Source organism: Streptomyces sp. NPDC101227, from assembly GCF_044767545.1.
Classification (GTDB): domain Bacteria; phylum Actinomycetota; class Actinomycetes; order Streptomycetales; family Streptomycetaceae; genus Streptomyces.
Genome location: NZ_JBIWOD010000005.1, coordinates 310,759 through 328,619 on the forward strand (window position 1 = coordinate 310,759; position 17,861 = coordinate 328,619).

Genomic DNA, 17,861 nt, shown 5'->3' on the forward strand with positions numbered 1-17,861 from the left:
CGGCGCCCAGCGCGCTCCTCCTCGATGTCATTCCGAAATGACGAGGGCAGCGAGCCCCTTGGGCCTCAAGTCTCCGACCTGCAAGCCCCAGAGCTTCCGGCCGCAGGGCCGCAAGGCTCCGGCCCGGAACGCCAACGGCGAGGGTTTGGGGCCAAGGCACCGGCGGACGGCGGCGCAGCACCTGCCGCAGAGCCACCGGCGCCGGACGCATCCCCGGCGCCGGACCCATGGGGGGCGCAAGGCGCGCTCGCCGGGCCGCGGAACCTCCGGGGGCTGACGACGGACCGCCAGCTTCCCTATCCGCAGCACTTCCGCGCCAAGGTGGCGTTCAAGCGCTTCTGGCCCCTGACCAAGGGCGACCGGCGCTGGCTGCTGTGCGTCGGGCTGTGTGCCGTCGTGGCCGCGCTCGCCGAGACCGTGGCCATCCTTCTCTTCGCCCAACTCACCGACCACGCCCTCCAGCAGGGCTCCGTCAGCGCCTTCTGGGGCCCCGCCGGCAAATGGCTCGCGGTGGCCGTCATCGGCGCGATCGTGGGATACCTGGGCAACTCCCTCGGCGCCTGGACCGCCGAACGCTTCGTGGTGCGGCTGCGTGGCCGCGTCTTCGCCCATCTCCAGAAGCTGCCGCCGCACTTCTTCCAGCGCAACCGGCGCGGCGACCTGGTGGAGCGGCTGACCGGTGACGTCGACGCCATCGAACAGCTGGTGGTCTCCGGCCTGGTCCAGGCGGCAACGGCCCTGTTCAGCGTCATCTTCTACGCCTGCGCCGCCCTGCTGATGCGCTGGGACATGGCGCTCGCCACCTTCATCGCGGCGCCCCTGTTCTGGATCGTGACCCGCCGGTTCACCGACCGTCTGCGAGAGGTGGCGCGCCGTGAACGCCGGGCGGACGGTGCCATCACCTCGGTCGTCGAGGAGACGTTGGTGAACGTCGTCCTGACCCAGGCGTACAACCGGCAGCACGACGAGGAAGAGCGGCTGCACCGCGAGTCGGGTACGTGGTTCCGCGCATCGGTGACCAGCGCCCGCCTCAACGAGTTCTACGCGCAGCTGCTGGAGGTCCTCGAAACGATCTGCATCCTGGCGATCATCGGCCTGGGCGCCTGGGAGATCTCCGCGGGCCGGATGACCCTGGGGCAGCTCCTGGCCTTCGCCGCCTTCATCGGTTACCTCTACCCGCCTATCCGCAATCTCGGTCAGCTGGGTCTGACGGTCACCGCCGCGACCGCCGGCGCCGACCGCCTGCTGGAGATCCTCGATGCCCGCCCCGCCGTGACCGATCCGCCCGCCTCGCAGATCATCCGGGTCCCGGAACGTGCCGTCGGCGAGGTGGAGGCGCGACGGGTGACCTTCCGCTACCCCGGCACCGGCACCGACGTGCTCGAGGACTTCTCGTTCTCCGCCGTCCCCGGGGAACTGGTGGTCGTCACCGGCCCCAGCGGCGCGGGCAAGTCGACCCTGGCCGCCCTGCTGCTGCGGTTCTACGACCCGGACGCCGGCAGCATCCGGCTGGACGGCATCCCCGTGAACCGGCTGCCGCTCGACCAGCTCCGCCGGAACATCACGCTGCTGCCCCAGGAGACGCTCGTCCTGCACGACACCGTGGAGGAGAACATCGCCTCCGGCCGTCTCCATACCACCCATCAGGACGTGGTGGACGCCGCCCGCGCGGCCGACGCCGACGGTTTCATCACCGCCCTGCCGGACGGCTACGAGACCGTCATCGCTCCCGGGACCGCTCGGCTCTCCGGAGGCCAGCTCCAGCGCGTCGCGATCGCCCGCGCCGTGCTGCGCGACGCCCCCGTACTCCTCCTCGACGAGCCCACCACCGGCCTGGACCATCTGGCGGCCGAGCGCATCCTCGGACCGCTGCACCGCCTGGCCGAAGGCCGTACCACCATCGTGATCACCCACGATCTGGCCCTTGCCGCCGGCGCCGACCGCGTCCTCGTGCTGGACGAGGGACGCCTGGTCCAGTCGGGCACCCACGCCCAACTCCTGCACCAGAGCGGCCTGTACGCCACCCTCATCGAAGCCCACCCCACCGGTCGCAACGGCACGGTGCACCCCCGTGTCGGCCCGGCCGCTTCCGCCGCGCCCTCGGGCCGGCCGCCCGGCGGTCCCCGGCGGTAGGCACGTCGGCTCCTCCCCCGAAAGAGCCAGGGCGGCATCCCGATCCCGAGGGACTGCGATTCCCTCGGGACAGCGATGACCGCGCACCCGGCCGGCTGTGACGATGAGCCCGTGCCGCCGACCGGGCCGCGCGACGCGACGTCGTCAACTCCCGGGGCGGCCCGTCGGATCCGCATCGGATCCGCACCGGAACGCATCGGGACGCATCGGAACCGAGGAGGGGGATCGTGAGGCCACAGCCGGCACCGCACCCGGAAAGCCGCACCACACCGCGCACAGGAATCGGCGCCGCGCTGTGGATTCTCGCCGCGGCGCAGTTTCTGGCCGTCCAGCTGATCGCGGGCGCCGCCTGGCGCACGCCCTACAGCTGGGTCCGCAACAACATCAGCGATCTGGGCAACATCCACTGCCGGACCTGGGACGTCTCCCGCCCGCGGTATGTGTGCTCACCGCTGCACGACCTCATGAACGCATCCTTCGTCGTCCATGGCGTACTGCTGCTGGCCGGGGCCCTGCTGACCGGGGCCTGCTGGGGCCGCGGCGGGATCTCCCTGACCGCCCGGATCGTGTTCGCGGTCAATGCGGCGGCATGGGTCCTCGTGGGCCTGGTCCCCGCCGATGCGGACGAGAACCTCCATGTGCTGGGCGCATTGATCATCATGGGCGTGGGGAGCATCGGGCTCCTCGTCGCCGGATTTCTCCCGCGCGGCTCCCGGCTCGGTGGGCTGCGCCCCGTCACGTTCGTGATCGCCGCCAGCGCGCTGACCGCCGCGGTGATGTTCTTCGGGCAGTACGACCCCGGAATCGGGATGGGCACCTTGGAACGGGTCGCCGCCTTCGGGGCGGATGCCTGGGCGGTGGCGGCGGCCCTCGCCATATTCCGGGGCGTCGCCCGACGGCCGTCGGCGCCCCGGTCGTCACCCCTGCACTTCTCGCACCCAGGCCCTGAGTCCCGCCAGGAACCCCGCACGTTCGCCCGGTGACAGACCGTCCAGCGCACGCAGCAGCGGCTCGCTGCGCCGGGCGGCGAATTCCTCGAACGCGGGGCGGAACTCCTCGGCCAGCGACACCAGGACCCGGCGGCGATTCGCCGGGTCCTCGGCGCGTTCCACGATGCCGGCCCGGCTCAGCCCGCCGACCAGTTCGCTGGCGGTGGGCAGCGACACCTGAAGCCGCCGGGCGATCTCGCCGACCGTCAGCGGCCCGCCGGCCAGCAGTTGCGGCAGTACGGCGCCGTGCCGCGGCGTCAGCCCGTGCGTCTCCATCGCGGTGCGCAGCGGATCCGGCATGAGGTCCCGTACGACGGCCTTACGGAAGTGCGGTTCCAACAGCGGGACGAGGCCGACGACTTGGAGGTCCTCGGGGGTCGGCACCCGGGGTGTTTTCCCGGCGTCGGGGGTGTGGTGCATACTGCGAGTGTAGATGCTTCGTAAATCCAAACTGTTTGGATAGCCGAAGTGGGGTGCTGTGTGCGCAGGGCAAGGGAACTGGGGGTTGCTCATGTCATCGATCGGCTACCGCGACGCGGTCAACGATGCGCTGGAACGGATGGAGGACCTCGGATACGAGCGGGGCAAGGGGGTCGACCTCGCCAACCACGGCCCGATGGGTGCCGAGGCGCTCGCCCTGCTCGGGCAGGAGGACGAGGTCGCCCGGTGGGTGGAGCGCTACCGGCGCGCGATGGAGCACCACGAGCCGCCCGCCGCGCGGTTCGCCCTCGACCCCGCGGACGAGTCCTCCTGGCGCCCCGCCCTCGGGGACTTCCGCCGGGCCGGGGACTGGGAGAGGCTCTTCGCGCGCGAACTGGCCGACGCGCACTGGCGGGACGTCCTCGCCCGGTGGTGGCCGCGCCTGATCCCGGGCCTGTTCGCCGGGCTGACCCACGGCCTCATCCGCACCGGCCACGCGGTCCGCGGCCTGTCCGCCGCCGGCGGGAACCCGACCCGCCTCCAACTGACCGAACTGGCCCGGGGACTGTCGTACTGGGCCGCCCGCTACGCCCCGCTTCCCGGCCGGCCGCGGCTGAGCGGCCGCCACGAGCTGTCCGCCGCGATCGCCGCGCTGCCCCGCATGCCCCAGGAGGGCGGCATGGGACCGGGCATCGTCCGTGAACGCCTGGACACCCTCGACCGGATGCCCGGCTACCACGAGGCGCTGGAGTCGCTGACCCCCGAGCAGGCACCCCGGCTGCTGAGCGAGATGACGGTCCAGTTCGCCGACGTCTACCTGGGCCACCCCGAGGTCTATCCCGTCCCGCTGATCCACGGCGTCACCGCGCCCGCCGCCGTACGCCTGGTCCTCCCGCATCTGCCGAGCGAGGTGCACCTTCCGACGGTGGCCCGACTGTGGCAGGTGCAGGCGGCGTTCCTGCTGGCCTTCACCGTCGACCGGCGCGGGGAGGGCACGGACGTCTGGCGGTCGGAGTTCGCCGAGGAGCCGCCGTCGATGGCCGAACTGGGCGCGCGGGCCGCCGAACACGGCGACGAACACGTCATCAAGTTCACCGAGGCGTGCCTGCGGGAGTACGCGCTGCGGCCCGACCCCCGCTACCCGGCCGCCGCGTTCGCGGCGCAGCGGCGGATCGGCCGGCTCGATGACGGCGGCGGGGTGGGCGGACTGCGCGCCGACACGCCGTAGCCGCGGCGCGGGGTGCGGTCCGTTCGGCGGAACAAAACATTCGGACCGGCCCGGGACCGGGTGAAGGTGGACGCCCAGCCGCTGCACCGGCGACGGCCCACGGAGCCCGGGAGAGCAGGATGCCGAAGTACCTGGTCCAGACGACCTACACGCCCGAGGGAACGAAGGGCCTGCTCGCCGAGGGCGGCAGCGCCCGGCGGGCCGCCGTGGAGAGGGTCGTCGCCTCCTGCGGCGGCAGCCTGGAGGCGATGTACTTCGCCTACGGGGACGCGGACCTGTACTGCATCGTCGACTTCCCCGACCATCTGTCGATGGCCGCCGTGGCGATGACCGTCCGGGCGACCGGCGCGGTGCAGTCCCAGGCGACCCCGCTGCTGGCCGTCGAGGAGATCGACGAGGCGGTCAAGAAGATCGTCGACTTCCGTCCGCCGGGCAGCTGACCTGCACCGCCGTCCGCCAGGGCCCGGTCGGTCAGGACCCCGTCGGTCAGGCCCTCACCCGTGAGACCTCGTCCGTCAGCGGAAGATCACCACGATCACGATCACCAGGAGTACGGCGATCACCCCGAAGCCGGTTCCCACCACGCAGCCCGGCCTGTTCGTGAGGGCGGAGAACCGGGAGCCGAAGGCGGGCGGGTCCGGCGCGGCGGCCGGGGGCTCCGGGGGAGGGGCGGACACCGGGGCGGTGAGGGGCGCCTGGGAAGGGGCGGTCGGCGCGGGGCTCCGGTTGATCTCATCGCGCAGGATCTGCTGCCACAGGACGGGCGGGAGGTCGGGCGCCTGGCCGTTTGCGGGCGCGATGATGCTCTGCCACAGCCAGCCGCCGTTGGCCGGCCCGCGGTCCCGCCCCATCCGGTAGAGCAGCTCCTGCAGATCGCGCAGATAGGTCTTGTCCCGGGCCAGCGGGGCGACGGCCCAGGTGAAGAGGTCGGCCGCCCGCCGGGTCATGGCCGGCCTGGAAAACGGGTCCACGCCCTGCCCGTTCGGCGTGAAGTACAGGCCGTTGCGGAGCACCTCGGCGCACAGCTCGTGCCGCAACGCCGTGTCGCGCGTCCGGACGCGGTGCTCGTCCCCCAGCTCGTCCAGCAGCAGCTCCACGGACTCCGGAGGCAGCTGGCCGGAGCGCAGCTCGTCCATGAGCAGCCGGTCGGACTGGTTGCGCAGTCGCTCCGCCAGCAGGCCGCGCTGGGTGGCGTTCCGGCGCTGATGGACCCGCAGGTCCTCGTGGAGCGCGCGCGCGTCGTGGGGGTCCGCCGCCGGGTGGCCGGTACCGGGCGCCGCCGCTCGGGGGGCGGGCGCGGGGTGCTCAGGGGGCGGCGGCGGGGGCGCCGCTTCGGGGACGGGCGCGGGTGAGGGCGGGGGTGAGGACGGGGGCGAGGGAGCGGTCGTCGGTGGGGGAGGCATGTGCGCGGGTCGGGCGGCCGGTTCCTGAGCCTGCTCCTGAGCCGGCGGTTCGTGGACCGGTTCGTGGACCGGCCCCCGGACCGGTTCGTACGCCGTTTCCCGTTCCGGCTCCGGCGTCGTCTCCCGGACCGCCTCCCGCGCCGCCTCCCGTTCCGGCTTCCGTTCCGGTTCCGGCCGGCGGCGCGGCGCGGCGTCGGTCCAGCGGTCGGAGTTCAGGACGTCCTTCAGCAGGTCGCGCCGCCGCGCCCAGTCCAGCGCCGCACCGTCCCGGAGCCCCTCGACCAGCTGCGGCACACCGGGCTCGTCCGGCGGATGCGTCAGGAGGTGGTCCACCAGCTTGGCCGCCGCCCGGTGCTCGAACCGGATCTCGGCCGGCGGCCGGCCCGTGAGCCGGGCCAGCGGACCGGAGGCGCCCGCGTCCGGCTCCCAGCGCGGGACGCACATCAGGCGCAGCTGATGGGTGTCGACCGTGTCGTACGTGGCGAACGTCCACTTCTGCCCCAGCCAGCGGCCGAAGAGCAGAAACAGCCCGAGGTACACCAGCGGCGCCGCGTCCCGGTCCGGCCAGCCGGGCAGCTCCTCGTCGTCCGTGAGCAGCGACACCCGCTGTGCCGGATCGCGCAGCCACTCCGCGGTGACCTTGTACAGCGCGTGCTTGACCGTCGGCAACAGCTCCTCCATGGCCAACAGCCGCTGGCCTGCTATCGCCTCGAGCTCCGCGCACTCCACCATCGGCTGCGGTCCGGTGGCCTTCTCGGCGGACTCCGGCTTGCCCCAGCCGCCGTACGCGAGCCCGAGGCACAGCCGGGTCTTCAGGGCCTGCGGGTCCCCGATCAGCACATGGCTGACCGTGCTGGGCCGGCCGCCCCGGTCGGTGGTGGGCCAGCGCTGGACGAGCATGACCTCGCCGTCGAGGGAGAGCGTGCGGACCACGCTCTGGCGCGGCGCCTCCGTACCGGACACCCACAGCAACGGGCCCAGCTCCCGGCCCAGTTCCTCGGCGCGCTCGGCCGAACAGGAGTGGGCCACGGCCTTCATTCCGGTGCCCTGGCGGCCCTGATTGCCGTCCCATCGGAAGACCACTTGGTGCACCGAGCCCTGGAAGTCGCTCACATCGCGTCCTCTCCGACAGATCTCCTGGCTTGCGACGGCGGCACCGCGTCCCTCGCGGGCGCCGTTCCCACGGCGAACGCCTCGGCGCCGCCCGGCACTTCGATCAGCCCCTGCATCGCCAGCAGCGACACCAGCGGCTCCAGCACCCGCCGGGGCCTGGCACCCGCCGGATAGCGGCCCTGGTCCTCCTGGCCGCCGGTGGCCGACGCGACGTGCAGGGTGCACCGGCGGATCGCGTCGAAGGGGCGCAGCCACGCCTGGCCGGAGTGCCGCCGCAGCAGCCCGTAGACGTCCCGGCTCTCCGCGCGCACCACCGCGGGGTCGAGCGCGGTCGGCGGTGCCGCGTTCAGCCAGCGGTCGACGGGTGGCTGGAACCGCAGGAGGTCGGCCTTGGCGAGCACCATCGCGGCCGCCACCTCCAGGTACGGGCCGTTCTTCGGCAGCCGGTCCAGGACGGTGCCGAAGGCGAGATCGCCGTCCCGGTTCACCTCCAGGCCCCAGCGCTCCCTGGCGTGGTCCAGCTGCGGCAGCGGCAGCGCCAGCGCCGGGTCGACGACGAAGACCAGCGCGTCGACCCCGAGCAGGAAGCGCAGCGCCGCATCGGTCCGTACGAGGTCCTCGCCGCCGAGGTCGAAGAAGGCGACCGGGCGGACCTGCCCGCGGGCGTCGGTGATCAGGAGGGACTCCACGAAGCGGGCGAAGCCGTCCAGGCCGAGGGCGCCGGTGTGGTCGAGGACCTTGCCGTTGCGCAGCGGCTGCACCCGTTCCCGTACGAACCGCGCGTGCTGCTCCGGGTTGACGGACTGCCACTTGAGGCCGTACGGCTCCAGTCCGCCGTCGGTGATCTCCGCGATCATCTGGGTCAGCAGATGACTCTTGCCGGTGGAGGACTGGCCGACCATCGCGACCGTCAGCGGCCGGCCGTGGGTGAGATAGGGCACCGGAATGAAGTGCTCGGGAAAGTCCGGGTCCGCCGTGCACTTCTGGACGGCGCCGCGCATCACGTCCTGGAGGCGCAGGGCGTTGCTGATGCCCGTGACGTCCAGCGGCTGGTACTGCATCTTCGCGTCGGTGTCGTACAGCGAGGTGAGGTCGAGCTGGATGGTCTCCAGGCAGTACGGGCAGAGGACCTCGCCGTTGCCCCGCTCACCCGTCGGCCCGTCGAGCGGACCGGCGGGCGGCGCCTGCCGTTTGAGGCGCAGCGCCTGCGTGAACGCCTCCCGGTGCGGGCGGGACTCGTCGGCGGGCACGGTGAGCGCGATGCGCCGCGCGGCACCCGGGGCGAGGAGGTCCAGCAGCCGGGCGGGCGTCGGCCGGTCGGCCGCCAGCGGGGCGAAGGCGCCCCGCAGCGTCTCGGCGAGCACCCGGTGCCCGGCGAGGTCGGCGGGCGCCCGGTCGTTGGGACCGGCCCGGCCGGTGGCCAGCTGGTAGAGCACCTGGGCCGCGCTCCACACCATGTCCCGGGAGTCGACGAGCCCCTCGCCCCGGCGCTGTTCGGGCGGGCAGTAGGGCGCCCGGCCCCACGCGGACCTCGGCCGTCCGGCGCGGGCCACCCCCTCCAGCCCCCAGAGCTGGACCGAGGCGCCGTCCCAGAGCACGGTGGCGGGCGAGATGCCGCGCAACACCAGGCCCTGCCCTTCCAGCAGGCACAGGGCCTGCATCAGATCACGGGCGAAGACCGGCTGGTCGGTCGCGGACATCACATGGGTGCGCACGGCGGCGGTGCCGCGCGGCGCGGCGTACAGCAGGAACGGCTCGGCCGTGTCCAGCTCGTAGCCGATGATCCGCGGGAAGAGCGCCGCGTACTCCGTGTCGTCGAGGACCCGGTGCAGTTGCAGGGCGGTGCTCGCCTCCGCGTCCAGCAGTGCGCGGGCCGCCGGGTTCGCCGCGTCGGCGGCGGTCAGGCGCACCTGGACGCACTGCTGTCGCTCGTCGTCGAGCATGCCGTTGCGGATCCGCTGGGGCAGCAGCGGATCGCGGCGGGTGTCGCGGCCGAAGCGGACCGGGGCGGTGCGGCGCCGCCCCGAGGGGGTCGTGAAGGCGAGTGTGGTCACCAGCGGTCGCCGTCCTGTCGTTCATCCGCGTCCGGCCAGTCGGGCTCGGGGCTCTGGCGGGGCCGGACGGTGTCCACCACGCCCATCCGCAGCGGGGTGAGCCGGATCAGACCGGCGTACCGTCCCGACGATGTCCACAGGGCCTCCTCCGGCTGGCCCGAACCGCCCGTCCGCCAGGCCGACTCGACCTCGCCGCGCACGGGCTCCGGAGCGAACCTGATCCACACCACCGCCGCCGGGTCGCGGCTGAGCAGCGCGCCCTGCTCGGGTGAGGACAGCTGCACCACGGCTTGCCGCTCGGCCTCCGCGCCGACCAGCTCGGCCACCCGGTGCGGGTCGGTGCCCAGCAGGTTCGCGGAGGTGGTGCGGGTGCGGTGGGCGGCGGCGAACGGGGGCGGGGCGAGCACCCCGTTGAGCTGGAGGTGCCGGCGGGCCGCCGACAGCAGCTCGCGGACCCGTTCCTCGGTGCCACGGACGGCGAGGGCGCCGGCCTGACCGCGCTCGACGGCACCCCAGTAGGGCGCCATCGCGGCCATCGCGGCGTCCGTCAGATCGTCCGCCAGCGTGGCGACCAGCTTCGGCCCGCCCTCGCCGCTCTCGCGGTCCAGCCAGCGCGGAATCCCGGCGTCGCGGTCCTCCCACGCGGGCCGGGCGGAACCCTTCTCCTCGGCGGACTCGTCCCCGGAGGGCTCGTCCTGCCAGGCGTACGCGCTCGCCCAGTCGCCGTCCCCGTCGTCGGACGCGGACGAGTCGTCGCCCTCCAGGGCCGAGGCGCTGGAGAGCCAGTCGTCCGCGGCGTCCGGCTCGTTGCCGGACGCGTCGTTGCCCGGCGCGTCGGGGACCGTGAGCCGTTCCGCCTCGGGTTCGGGCACCGCCTCGGCGTCCGCGGCGGCCGCCGTCGCCCGCAGCATGCCGGCGACGGACCGGGCCGCGTCGGCGCAGTACAGGCGTTCCTCGGCGGCCCAGTGCTCCCGGACCGCCTTGGCCAGCAGGCCGTCGAGCCCTTCGAGGGCCCGGCGCAGCGCGGCGGTCCCGTGCGCCGCGGCCCAGTGGTCGGCCGTGGCACGCCAGAGCCGGCGCGCCGTCTCCACCGAGACGCCGAGGCCCACGAGCAGCGCGATGGTGCTCATCCAGACCGGGGGATCACTCGCGTACGACAGCGCCACCCCGGCCGCGGCGCCGGCGAGCGCCGCGATCCGGGGGCCCAGGGGCCAGCGGTCCCGGCGCCCCGCGTCCCGCAGCCGGGAAGCGCCGAGCAGCGCCACGCCGAAGAAGATCAGCGGGACGACGACCGCCAGCGGCAGGAAGAACCCCTGCCACAGCGCGCCGAGCAGCCCCGCAACGGCCGCCGCCGACGGCCCGGCAAGCGAGACCGGCAGCGGATCGCCCGCCGCCCCCGACTGCCGGGCCACCGCGTCGGCGGAGTACTCGCCGAGCCGGGGCCGCAGCGCCGAACCCGGCACCGGCTCCACCCGCCCGGCCAGCCCCGTGAAGCGCTGGGCCACCGCGCGCAGGGCCAGCCCCTGCCGCAGCAGCTTCCCGGCGAACTCCCGCAGGCCCTCGCCGATCCGCTCGCCCACGCCCTCGGCGGAGGGCACCCGCAGCCCCAGCGCCGCGAGCCGGGCCGCCGCCTCTGCGGCGGACGGCGCCGGGCCGGACCCGCCGCCGTGCAGCGCCGTGTCGACGAGGTCCCGGTATGCGCCGAGCGCCTGGCGCGCCCGGTCGAGGTCCGCCTCGAACGTCGCCCGGCGGGCGGTGCTCAGCAGCCCGGGCAGGCCCCGCAGTCCGGCCAGCTCGTCCTCGGCGTCGGCGAGGGCGTCCGCGCACGCCCGGTACGCGTCGTCCGCCGCCCCGCCCGCCTCCCGGTGCCGCTGATCGCGCCCGCCCCGGCCCGCCACCAGCCCCCGCAGCGGCTCCGGCAGATCGGCGCCGGACCAGGTGGCGACCGGCAGATCCGGCGCGTGTTCGGCGTCCTCGCCCGCGAACCGGGTGAGCGCATCGCGCCAGGCCCGGTCGCGCACCTGCGGCGGCAGGTCCTGTTCCAGCAGCCGCACCCCGGGCGCGGCGACCGCCTCGGGCAGCGACCCGATGTCGTCCAGCACCCGGAGGAAGACGTCCGGGACCGACAGGACGTCCACCAGCACGGACAGCGCCGCCGGGTCGTCGGGCGCCGGCTGCTCCAGCGCCGTACGGGCGGAGCGCAGATCGCCCGCCCACAGCAGTGCGGTGCCGGGGGCGCGCAGCACCGCGGGCCGCACCAGCCGGCGGTCCGGCTGGAACGGCTCGTCCTCACCGGCGTACGAACCGGGCGCGCTGCCCACGAGCAGGACCAGGATCCTGACCTCGCCCACGGCCCGGTAGGCGGTGAGCAGTTCGTACTGCCGCTGATGGTCGGTCAGCCCGGCCGGGGTGTCGACCACCAGGAACAGCGGATGGTCGGGTTCCGGCAGACCGGCCCGGCCCAGCTGCCGGGCGACCTTCGCCCGCAGGGCCTTGGCGTTGTCGAGGGCCGCCGCCCCGGCGCGCAGGTCAAGGTGAATGACGGCGCCGATGTCCTCGGACGTGATCACTCCGCATCACCGTCCCAGGGGTTGCGGCGGGAGCGGTCGCCGTCCTCGCCGTACGGGCGGTGGTCATCGGCGTCGTCCCAGGGCACCGACGGGCGGTCGGCGCCGCCGGAGTGCCCGTTGAGACGGTCGCCGGAGGAGCGTGGGCCGTCGCGGTACGTCCCGCGGTCGTCCGCGCCGTACCCGCCGTCGCGGTCGTCCACGGACTCGCGCGGCGTGAACCCGTCGGTGTCGCGGCCCCGGTACGCGTCGAGGGCGGCGCCCCCTTCGGTGCCCCAGTCGTCGTCTTCCGCCACGGCGCGCCGGGGCTCCGGGAATTCCTTGCGGCGCGGCGCCGGAGTTCCGCCGCGTACGTGCTCCAGCAGCGTGCGCAGGGTCGGCTGGACGGCCCGCTCGCCGCCGAACTCCATGTCCAGCGCGGCCGGCAGCGTCTTCGCCCAGAACTCCCACAGCGGCCGCACCCAGCCCTCGACCCGCTCGCCGCCGCGCTCCCGGCGGTCCTCCAGCAGCTCCAGCTGACGCGGCGCGATCTTCTCGACCAGCTCGATGAAGAGCGGATGCGGTTCGCTGCCGTTCTGGTAGAGCCCCAGCGGCCGGGCCTCCATCAGCGTGCGGCAGTAGACCTCGACGGTCCGCTCGTCGTCGAGGACGTTCCAGCGTTCGTACGAGCGCAGCAGCTCGGCCCAGCTCGACACGCCGCCGGGGAAGTCCCCGAGCCGCAGCCGGACGCCGGGCACCTGGCCGCCCTTCTCCGCGTACAGCCGCAGCCGTACCCGGCCCGGCGACGCGGTGTCGCCGTCCACCACGTCCACCTGGCCGTTCCACATGCAGCACAGCAGCCGGTGCAGGATGGTGCGGCGGTCCTCCTCGGTGCTCACCAGCCAGCTGTCCCGGTACCCGGTCCGCTGCCGCCACCGCAGCACGTCCTGGGGCTGCTCGGACTCCTTGGCCCTGGCCCACTGGCGCAGCACCTTGCAGGCCTCGGGCACCTGGGTCAGGCTCATCTGGCTGCGGAACAGCACCACGGTGATCGAGTCGCTGTCCACCCCCCGGTAGTCCACGGAGTTCTTGGCGTCGGAGGGCAGCCGCAGCGCCTTGCCGAGGTACTCCTTCACCTCGTCCACCGCCTTGACGCGCGGATGGGTGACGAGGGCCCGCAGGGGTCCGGTGCCCTCCGGGGTGAAGCCCACCGGCAGCAGCCCGGTGAGTTTGCGGGTGAAGAGATCGAGGGCTTCCTTGCTGACCTGGTCGGTGGCGTCCGGGTCGCCCGCCGCCGCGGCCAGCAGGGTGCTCATGGCGGGCAACAGGGGCCGCTCTTCCAGCTGTTCGCCGTGCTCGGCGAAGAGCCGGGTGATGCGGCCCTCCAGCTGCGCCTTGATGGCCGCCACCGCGGCGTCCGGGTTGCGCCGGCTGGTGGCGTGCACCTGGCGCCACAGGTCGCCGTTGACCATCTTGAGGAGGAGCGTCGCCTCGTCGTCGTGCTCGCGCAGGCCCTCCCGGCGGATCAGCCGGTCGACCAGGTCCTCGTAGAACTGGTTGATCGTGCGCTGGGGCGGCAGCAGGTAGGAGATGCCCGTACGGTCCTCGTAGAGGTCGAGCGCCTTCTGCTCCGAGACCTTCTGCTCCCGGTCGGAGTGCTTGAGGAAGGCGTTCACCAGCCGCCCGAGATCGGTTCCGGCGGCGTTCGCGTGGGGCTGCCAGCGTTGCTGCTGTTCCCGCCAGGCCTCGTGCCATACGCACCGGCTGCGCCACTGGTACCAGGCTTCCTGCTCCCCCAGGGCGGCCTGCACATCGGCGTCGCCCCAGCGGGCCGGCGACATGCCCGCCATCCGGCCCTTGATCCGCGGGATCTTGGGCGGCTGCTCGGTCACCCCCTGCGGGCGCGGGGGAGTGGCGGCGCGGCTGCCCAGCAGGCCCAGGAAGCCGAGCCGCGCGATCGGTTCGTCGCTGCCCGGGACGCCCCTGACGACCCGTTCGGCGAGGAAGGGGTCCACGCTCTGCAGCAGCTTGTCGATGGCGGGGTGCGGGGAGAACCGGTCGGCCATCGAGGCGGCCTGCCGGGTGGCGACGGACTGGAGGTCGGACAGCAGGCGCTGCATGTCGGCGAGCCGCTCGCCCAGCGCCATCTCTATGGCCCTGCTGCCGCGGGGCAGCGGCTCGGGGTCGGTGACGGTCAACTGACGGCGTTCCCAGAGCTCTTCGAGGTTCGAGTCGGTGAACAGCTGCCGGACCAGCGGCACCGTGGAATCCCGCAGGAGATTACGGGGCCGCTCCACGAGATCGGTGACCGCTTCCCGCAGCAGCCGGCCGGCCACCAGGTCGGCCAGCTGGTCCATCGGGGCCGTCATGGAGGCCACCAGACTGGTGGAGACGCCCTGCCGGCCGATGCCGGTGGGGGACACGGAGCCGCGCTGCACCCCGCCGTTGATGAAGCTCGCGGCGAAGGTCTGGGAGTCGTCGTCGGCGGTGGTGGTACGGCCCTGCGAGCGGCCGTCCCCCAGCTCCGTGCCGATCAGCGACATCACCAGCGACACCATGGACCGGCGCAGATCGTCCCGGCGGATGCCCGCGGTCGGGCTGAACAGGAACGCCGTGGGCAGGATGCCGGGGCGCAGCCGGATCGGTGTCATGCCCGGGTAGCGGATGCCGGCCCCGGCGTCGTCGTCCAGGTGGCCGGTGTCCAGGTCGCCGGAGTCCTCGTCCTCCGACGGTGCGTTCTGGTCGTCGACCAGTCGGAACAGGTCGACCAGCGCGCGGGCCGCGTTGAGTTCGGCCTCGCGCCCGCCGCCGGCGGTCGAGGGGAACGACGACGGCATGACGACCAGCGGGTAGATCTTCACCCCGTCGAACCGGCGCATCCTGAAGGCGTGGTTGATCAGGTGCAGATAGTCCAGGAAGATTCCGGCCCCGGTGCCGCCGGCCACCGAGAACGAGACGAACACATCGCAGCCGTTGACCTTGCCGCCACCGAGTTCGCTCAGCTCACCGGCCGACTTGGCGATCGCGTCGATCGCCTGGAGCAGCGGCTCCAGGACCGGGGCGAGGCTGTGCCGGAGCGTGGCGAAGAGGGCGGCGCGCCCGACGGTGGGCAGCTGGCCGGCGCCGTTGTGGAGCGGGGTGACCTTCGGCTCGTCGGTGCGCGGCGGCAGCCAGTCGGCGACCTCGTCGCGCAGGCTCGCCCGGAGCATCTTGGTCACCTCCGGTGAACTGTCGAAGTTCGGCAGGAGGTTGTGGGTGGCCCGGGAGGTGCGGGCGTACGCGGCCCGCAGCGACGGGTCCACGTTGAACTGCGGCAGCCGCTGGAGGTCCGTCTCGCTGTAGTCCGCGTACACGAACTGCAGGCAGTCGGGCAGCTGGTAGGGGGCGTGACCGCCCAGGTGGCTGAGCGCGACGCCGTCCGGACCGCACAGCTCGGCGCGCAGCTTGCGCTCGAGTTCGGCGCCGACCAGGCCACCGGTGCCGCCGAGGCCGACGAAGAGCATCGGCTGGAAGATTTTCATGGGTTCCCTCCCGTTGCGGCCGTACCGGCGGCCGGTTCTTCCTCGATACGTCTGTGGTTTCCGCGCGGCACGGCGGCCGCGCTGCGGTGCGCGGGGCGGGCCGGCGACGCACCGGCCCGCCCCGCGCCTCACTCGTACGACTCGTAGGCGCTCCCGCTGCCGCCCTCGCCGGCCGCGGGAGTGGTCGGGGCCGAGGTGGTGCGTGACCGGAACCGCGAAGGCCGCGTCCGGCGGGCCTTCGGGGGACGGGTCTCCTCGCCGAGGGACAGGCTCAGCGTGTCGGTCAGCGGCACGCTGCCGCTAGTGGGCAGCCGGCTGCGGCCGCCGCCGCGCTTGCGCAGGACCGCGCCGCCCTCGGGGCTGCGCTGGACGGCGTACGGGCCGTTGTTGCGGCGCTCGATGCGCGGGCTGCGGTGGGGTTCGACGACGGCGAATTCGTACCACTGCTTCTGCCCGTGTCCGGCGGGGTGCTCGCCGACGATGTCGCCGTCCTCGGAGACCAGTTGCAGCACCAGGCCGTACGGGTCCCGGCGGGTGCGGCGCTGCCGCAGCCAGGCGAGGACCGCCACGGCGGCCAGCGCGATCACCGCGGCGGCGATCACAAACACCCACCAGTACTTCTCCCAGAACCCGGGCTCCGGCGTCACCCGTACCGACAGCGGGGAGCGCACCAGTGTCCGGTCGTGGTCGGTGGTGTCGACGACCGTGACGGTGCCGCCCAGCCGCAGTTCGCCGTCGGCGAGGCGGCCGCCGAAGACGCCTGCGGGGCCGACCTCGACCGTTACGTTCCGGGTCCCGGACTCGCCGGGCTTCACCGTGATGTCGGCCGGGCTGACCGAGACCAGTCCGGCCCGCAGGTCGGCGACGGACAGCTTCAGGGTGTGCGGGGTGTCGCTGGTGTTGTGGACGGCCAGGGTGCCGGTGACGGTGGCGCCGGGGTGGACGTCGGCGGGCGGCAGGGTGAGCGCGGTGGTGACGGGCAGCACGCCGGGCGCGGTCACGCCCTCCTCGCTGCGGGTGTCGGCGCTCAGCCCCGACGCCGTCAGCGTGCCGCTCACCTTCAGCGCCCCGTCGGCGCTCTTGGGAATCGTCACGGAACCGGTGAAGGAGCCGTCGCTCGCCTTGGGATCGGGCCCCTTCCCGTCGTCGGTGAGGCGCAGCGCCACCGGCGCGAAGCCGTCCCCGGTCAGCTCGCTGCGGACCCGCAGCCCCGCGTAGTCGCGCGGGTCCTCGATCTCGTAGCCCTCGCGGGTCTGCAGCCGCATGGTCACCGTGGTCTTCTGTCCGGCCTGCGGTGACGGCGGGTCCATGGTGATGGCGCCGCGCAGCTCGCCCTGCCACAGCACGCTGACGCCGACGGGCAGCGAACGGTGCCCTTCGGGGGCCTCGGCCTTCACCTTCCAGACGCCGGGCACCGGATCGGTGATCTTCAGCGCCTCGACGGCGCGACCGGCGCCCGCCAGCTCGAACCGCGATTTCTTGTAGGTCCCCGAGGTGGGGACCTTGTGGCCGCTCGGGTCGAAGTAGGTGACGGTCACCGCGGGGTCGCTCTTGTCGACCACGATGCTGCCCACGGTCGCCAGCGGAGAGATGCCGATCTCCAGGGTGGCGGGCGGCCGTTTGCTGGTGCCCTGCTGGTAGCGCAGGCAGTGGGCGGCGGCGAAGACCTTCTCCAGCATCGGGCCGACGTCCTTCGCCCCCGAGACCTTGCCGGCCTTCGGGCGGGCGGAGGGCAGTTCGACACAGCCCTTCTGGAATCCGCCGGCCGCCATCCGGTCGAGCTGCGCCTTGTCCGGGGCGGGCCCGAAGCCCAGCGGCCAGATCTGGACGCCCTTGGCGGCGGCGGCCTTGAGCTCCTGCGTCAACTGCCGTTCGCCCTCGGCCTTACGGTGCGCGGCGTCGCCGTACTTGGGGCTGCCGGTGACGTCCATCTCCCCGTCGGTGAGGAGGAACAGCACACGGGGCACCGACGGGTCGGTATTGGTGCTGAGCTCGTGCACGCCCTGGCGTATCGCGCTGGGGAAGTCCGTGCCGGTGCCCTCGTTCTTCTTCCGGCTGCGCAGCTTGCCGACGCACCCGCCGATCGACTCGCGCCCCGCCGCGTCCAGCGTGGTCCGCGGGCACACCGGGTCGACCGCGCGCTGGTCACCGGACTCGGCGGCGGCGAAACCGTAGACCGTGACATGGGAGGACGAGGAGACGTCGCCCAGCGCGATCCGTGCGGCGGCGGCCTTCTCGGCCTTCATGTCGTCGGGTGCGAGGCTGGCGGACTCGTCCACGGCGACCGCGTAGTTGACCGAGGCGAAGGCCGGTTTGGACTCCGCGACCGGCACCGGGTCATGTCCGGCGGGTGCCAGTAGCGACACCAGCACCGCGGCGCCGCTCAGCGCGGAGACCACACCGCGGCGCGCCCAGCCCCCTCTTGACTGCCGTCTTGCCCTGACTGTTGCCACA

General features: G+C 73.6%; 10 protein-coding genes. 4 read left to right on the forward strand and 6 right to left on the reverse strand.

The window, feature by feature from the left end; genetic code table 11:
* The first annotated feature begins 321 nt into the window (after nucleotides 1-321).
* Together ACIRPT_RS13850 and ACIRPT_RS13855 are read left to right on the forward strand one after the other, a co-directional pair.
* Nucleotides 322-2,133 (forward strand): ABC transporter ATP-binding protein, encoded by a 1,812-nt coding sequence (locus tag ACIRPT_RS13850; RefSeq protein WP_403826584.1) that lies wholly within the window; start codon nucleotides 322-324, stop codon nucleotides 2,131-2,133.
* A 227-nt stretch (nucleotides 2,134-2,360) separates the two neighbouring features.
* A complete protein-coding gene (locus ACIRPT_RS13855) occupies nucleotides 2,361-3,116 on the forward strand; it encodes a DUF998 domain-containing protein (protein ID WP_403826587.1) in 756 nt (251 codons plus the stop codon).
* On the opposite strand, the gene ACIRPT_RS13860 is transcribed toward ACIRPT_RS13855, so the two are convergent.
* Entirely contained in the window at nucleotides 3,051-3,542 is a 492-nt protein-coding gene (locus tag ACIRPT_RS13860) for a MarR family winged helix-turn-helix transcriptional regulator (protein ID WP_403826590.1), read from the reverse strand. The genes ACIRPT_RS13855 and ACIRPT_RS13860 overlap by 66 nt on opposite strands.
* Nucleotides 3,543-3,633: 91 nt before the next feature.
* Between ACIRPT_RS13860 and ACIRPT_RS13865 the strand changes: the two genes are divergently transcribed.
* Nucleotides 3,634-4,770, forward strand: coding sequence for a hypothetical protein (locus ACIRPT_RS13865; RefSeq protein WP_403826593.1), 1,137 nt, complete (start codon nucleotides 3,634-3,636; stop codon nucleotides 4,768-4,770).
* A 119-nt stretch (nucleotides 4,771-4,889) separates the two neighbouring features.
* Complete coding sequence (locus ACIRPT_RS13870) at nucleotides 4,890-5,210, forward strand: GYD domain-containing protein (RefSeq protein ID WP_403826596.1); 321 nt, start codon at nucleotides 4,890-4,892, stop codon at nucleotides 5,208-5,210.
* A 75-nt stretch (nucleotides 5,211-5,285) separates the two neighbouring features.
* On the opposite strand, the gene ACIRPT_RS13875 is transcribed toward ACIRPT_RS13870, so the two are convergent.
* From ACIRPT_RS13875 to ACIRPT_RS13895, 5 genes are all read right to left on the reverse strand, one after another.
* A complete protein-coding gene (locus tag ACIRPT_RS13875) occupies nucleotides 5,286-7,286 on the reverse strand; it encodes a hypothetical protein (protein ID WP_403826599.1) in 2,001 nt (666 codons plus the stop codon).
* Nucleotides 7,283-9,340, reverse strand: a complete 2,058-nt coding sequence (locus ACIRPT_RS13880; RefSeq protein ID WP_403826602.1) for a hypothetical protein — start codon at nucleotides 9,338-9,340, stop codon at nucleotides 7,283-7,285. Before ACIRPT_RS13880 ends, ACIRPT_RS13875 begins: the two co-directional genes overlap by 4 nt.
* The gene (locus ACIRPT_RS13885) at nucleotides 9,337-11,910 is read right to left on the reverse strand and encodes a hypothetical protein (protein ID WP_403826605.1); all 2,574 of its coding nucleotides are present in this window, start codon (nucleotides 11,908-11,910) and stop codon (nucleotides 9,337-9,339) included. The genes ACIRPT_RS13880 and ACIRPT_RS13885 overlap by 4 nt, the downstream gene beginning before the upstream one ends.
* Nucleotides 11,907-15,407, reverse strand: coding sequence for a tubulin-like doman-containing protein (locus tag ACIRPT_RS13890; RefSeq protein WP_403826608.1), 3,501 nt, complete (start codon nucleotides 15,405-15,407; stop codon nucleotides 11,907-11,909). The genes ACIRPT_RS13885 and ACIRPT_RS13890 overlap by 4 nt, the downstream gene beginning before the upstream one ends.
* A 128-nt stretch (nucleotides 15,408-15,535) precedes the next feature.
* Nucleotides 15,536-17,806: a VWA domain-containing protein gene (locus ACIRPT_RS13895; protein WP_403826611.1), complete on the reverse strand. Its 2,271-nt coding sequence runs from the start codon at nucleotides 17,804-17,806 to the stop codon at nucleotides 15,536-15,538.
* Between the last annotated feature and the right edge of the window lie 55 nt (nucleotides 17,807-17,861).

Excerpts from the sequence above, each read along its gene's own strand:
- ACIRPT_RS13890 (WP_403826608.1), bottom strand. The coding sequence starts at position 15,407 with ATGAAAATCTTCCAGCCGATGCTCTTCGTCGGCCTCGGCGGCACCGGT.
- ACIRPT_RS13860 (WP_403826590.1), bottom strand. The coding sequence starts at position 3,542 with ATGCACCACACCCCCGACGCCGGGAAAACACCCCGGGTGCCGACCCCC.
- ACIRPT_RS13865 (WP_403826593.1), top strand. The coding sequence starts at position 3,634 with ATGTCATCGATCGGCTACCGCGACGCGGTCAACGATGCGCTGGAACGG.
- ACIRPT_RS13870 (WP_403826596.1), top strand. The coding sequence starts at position 4,890 with ATGCCGAAGTACCTGGTCCAGACGACCTACACGCCCGAGGGAACGAAG.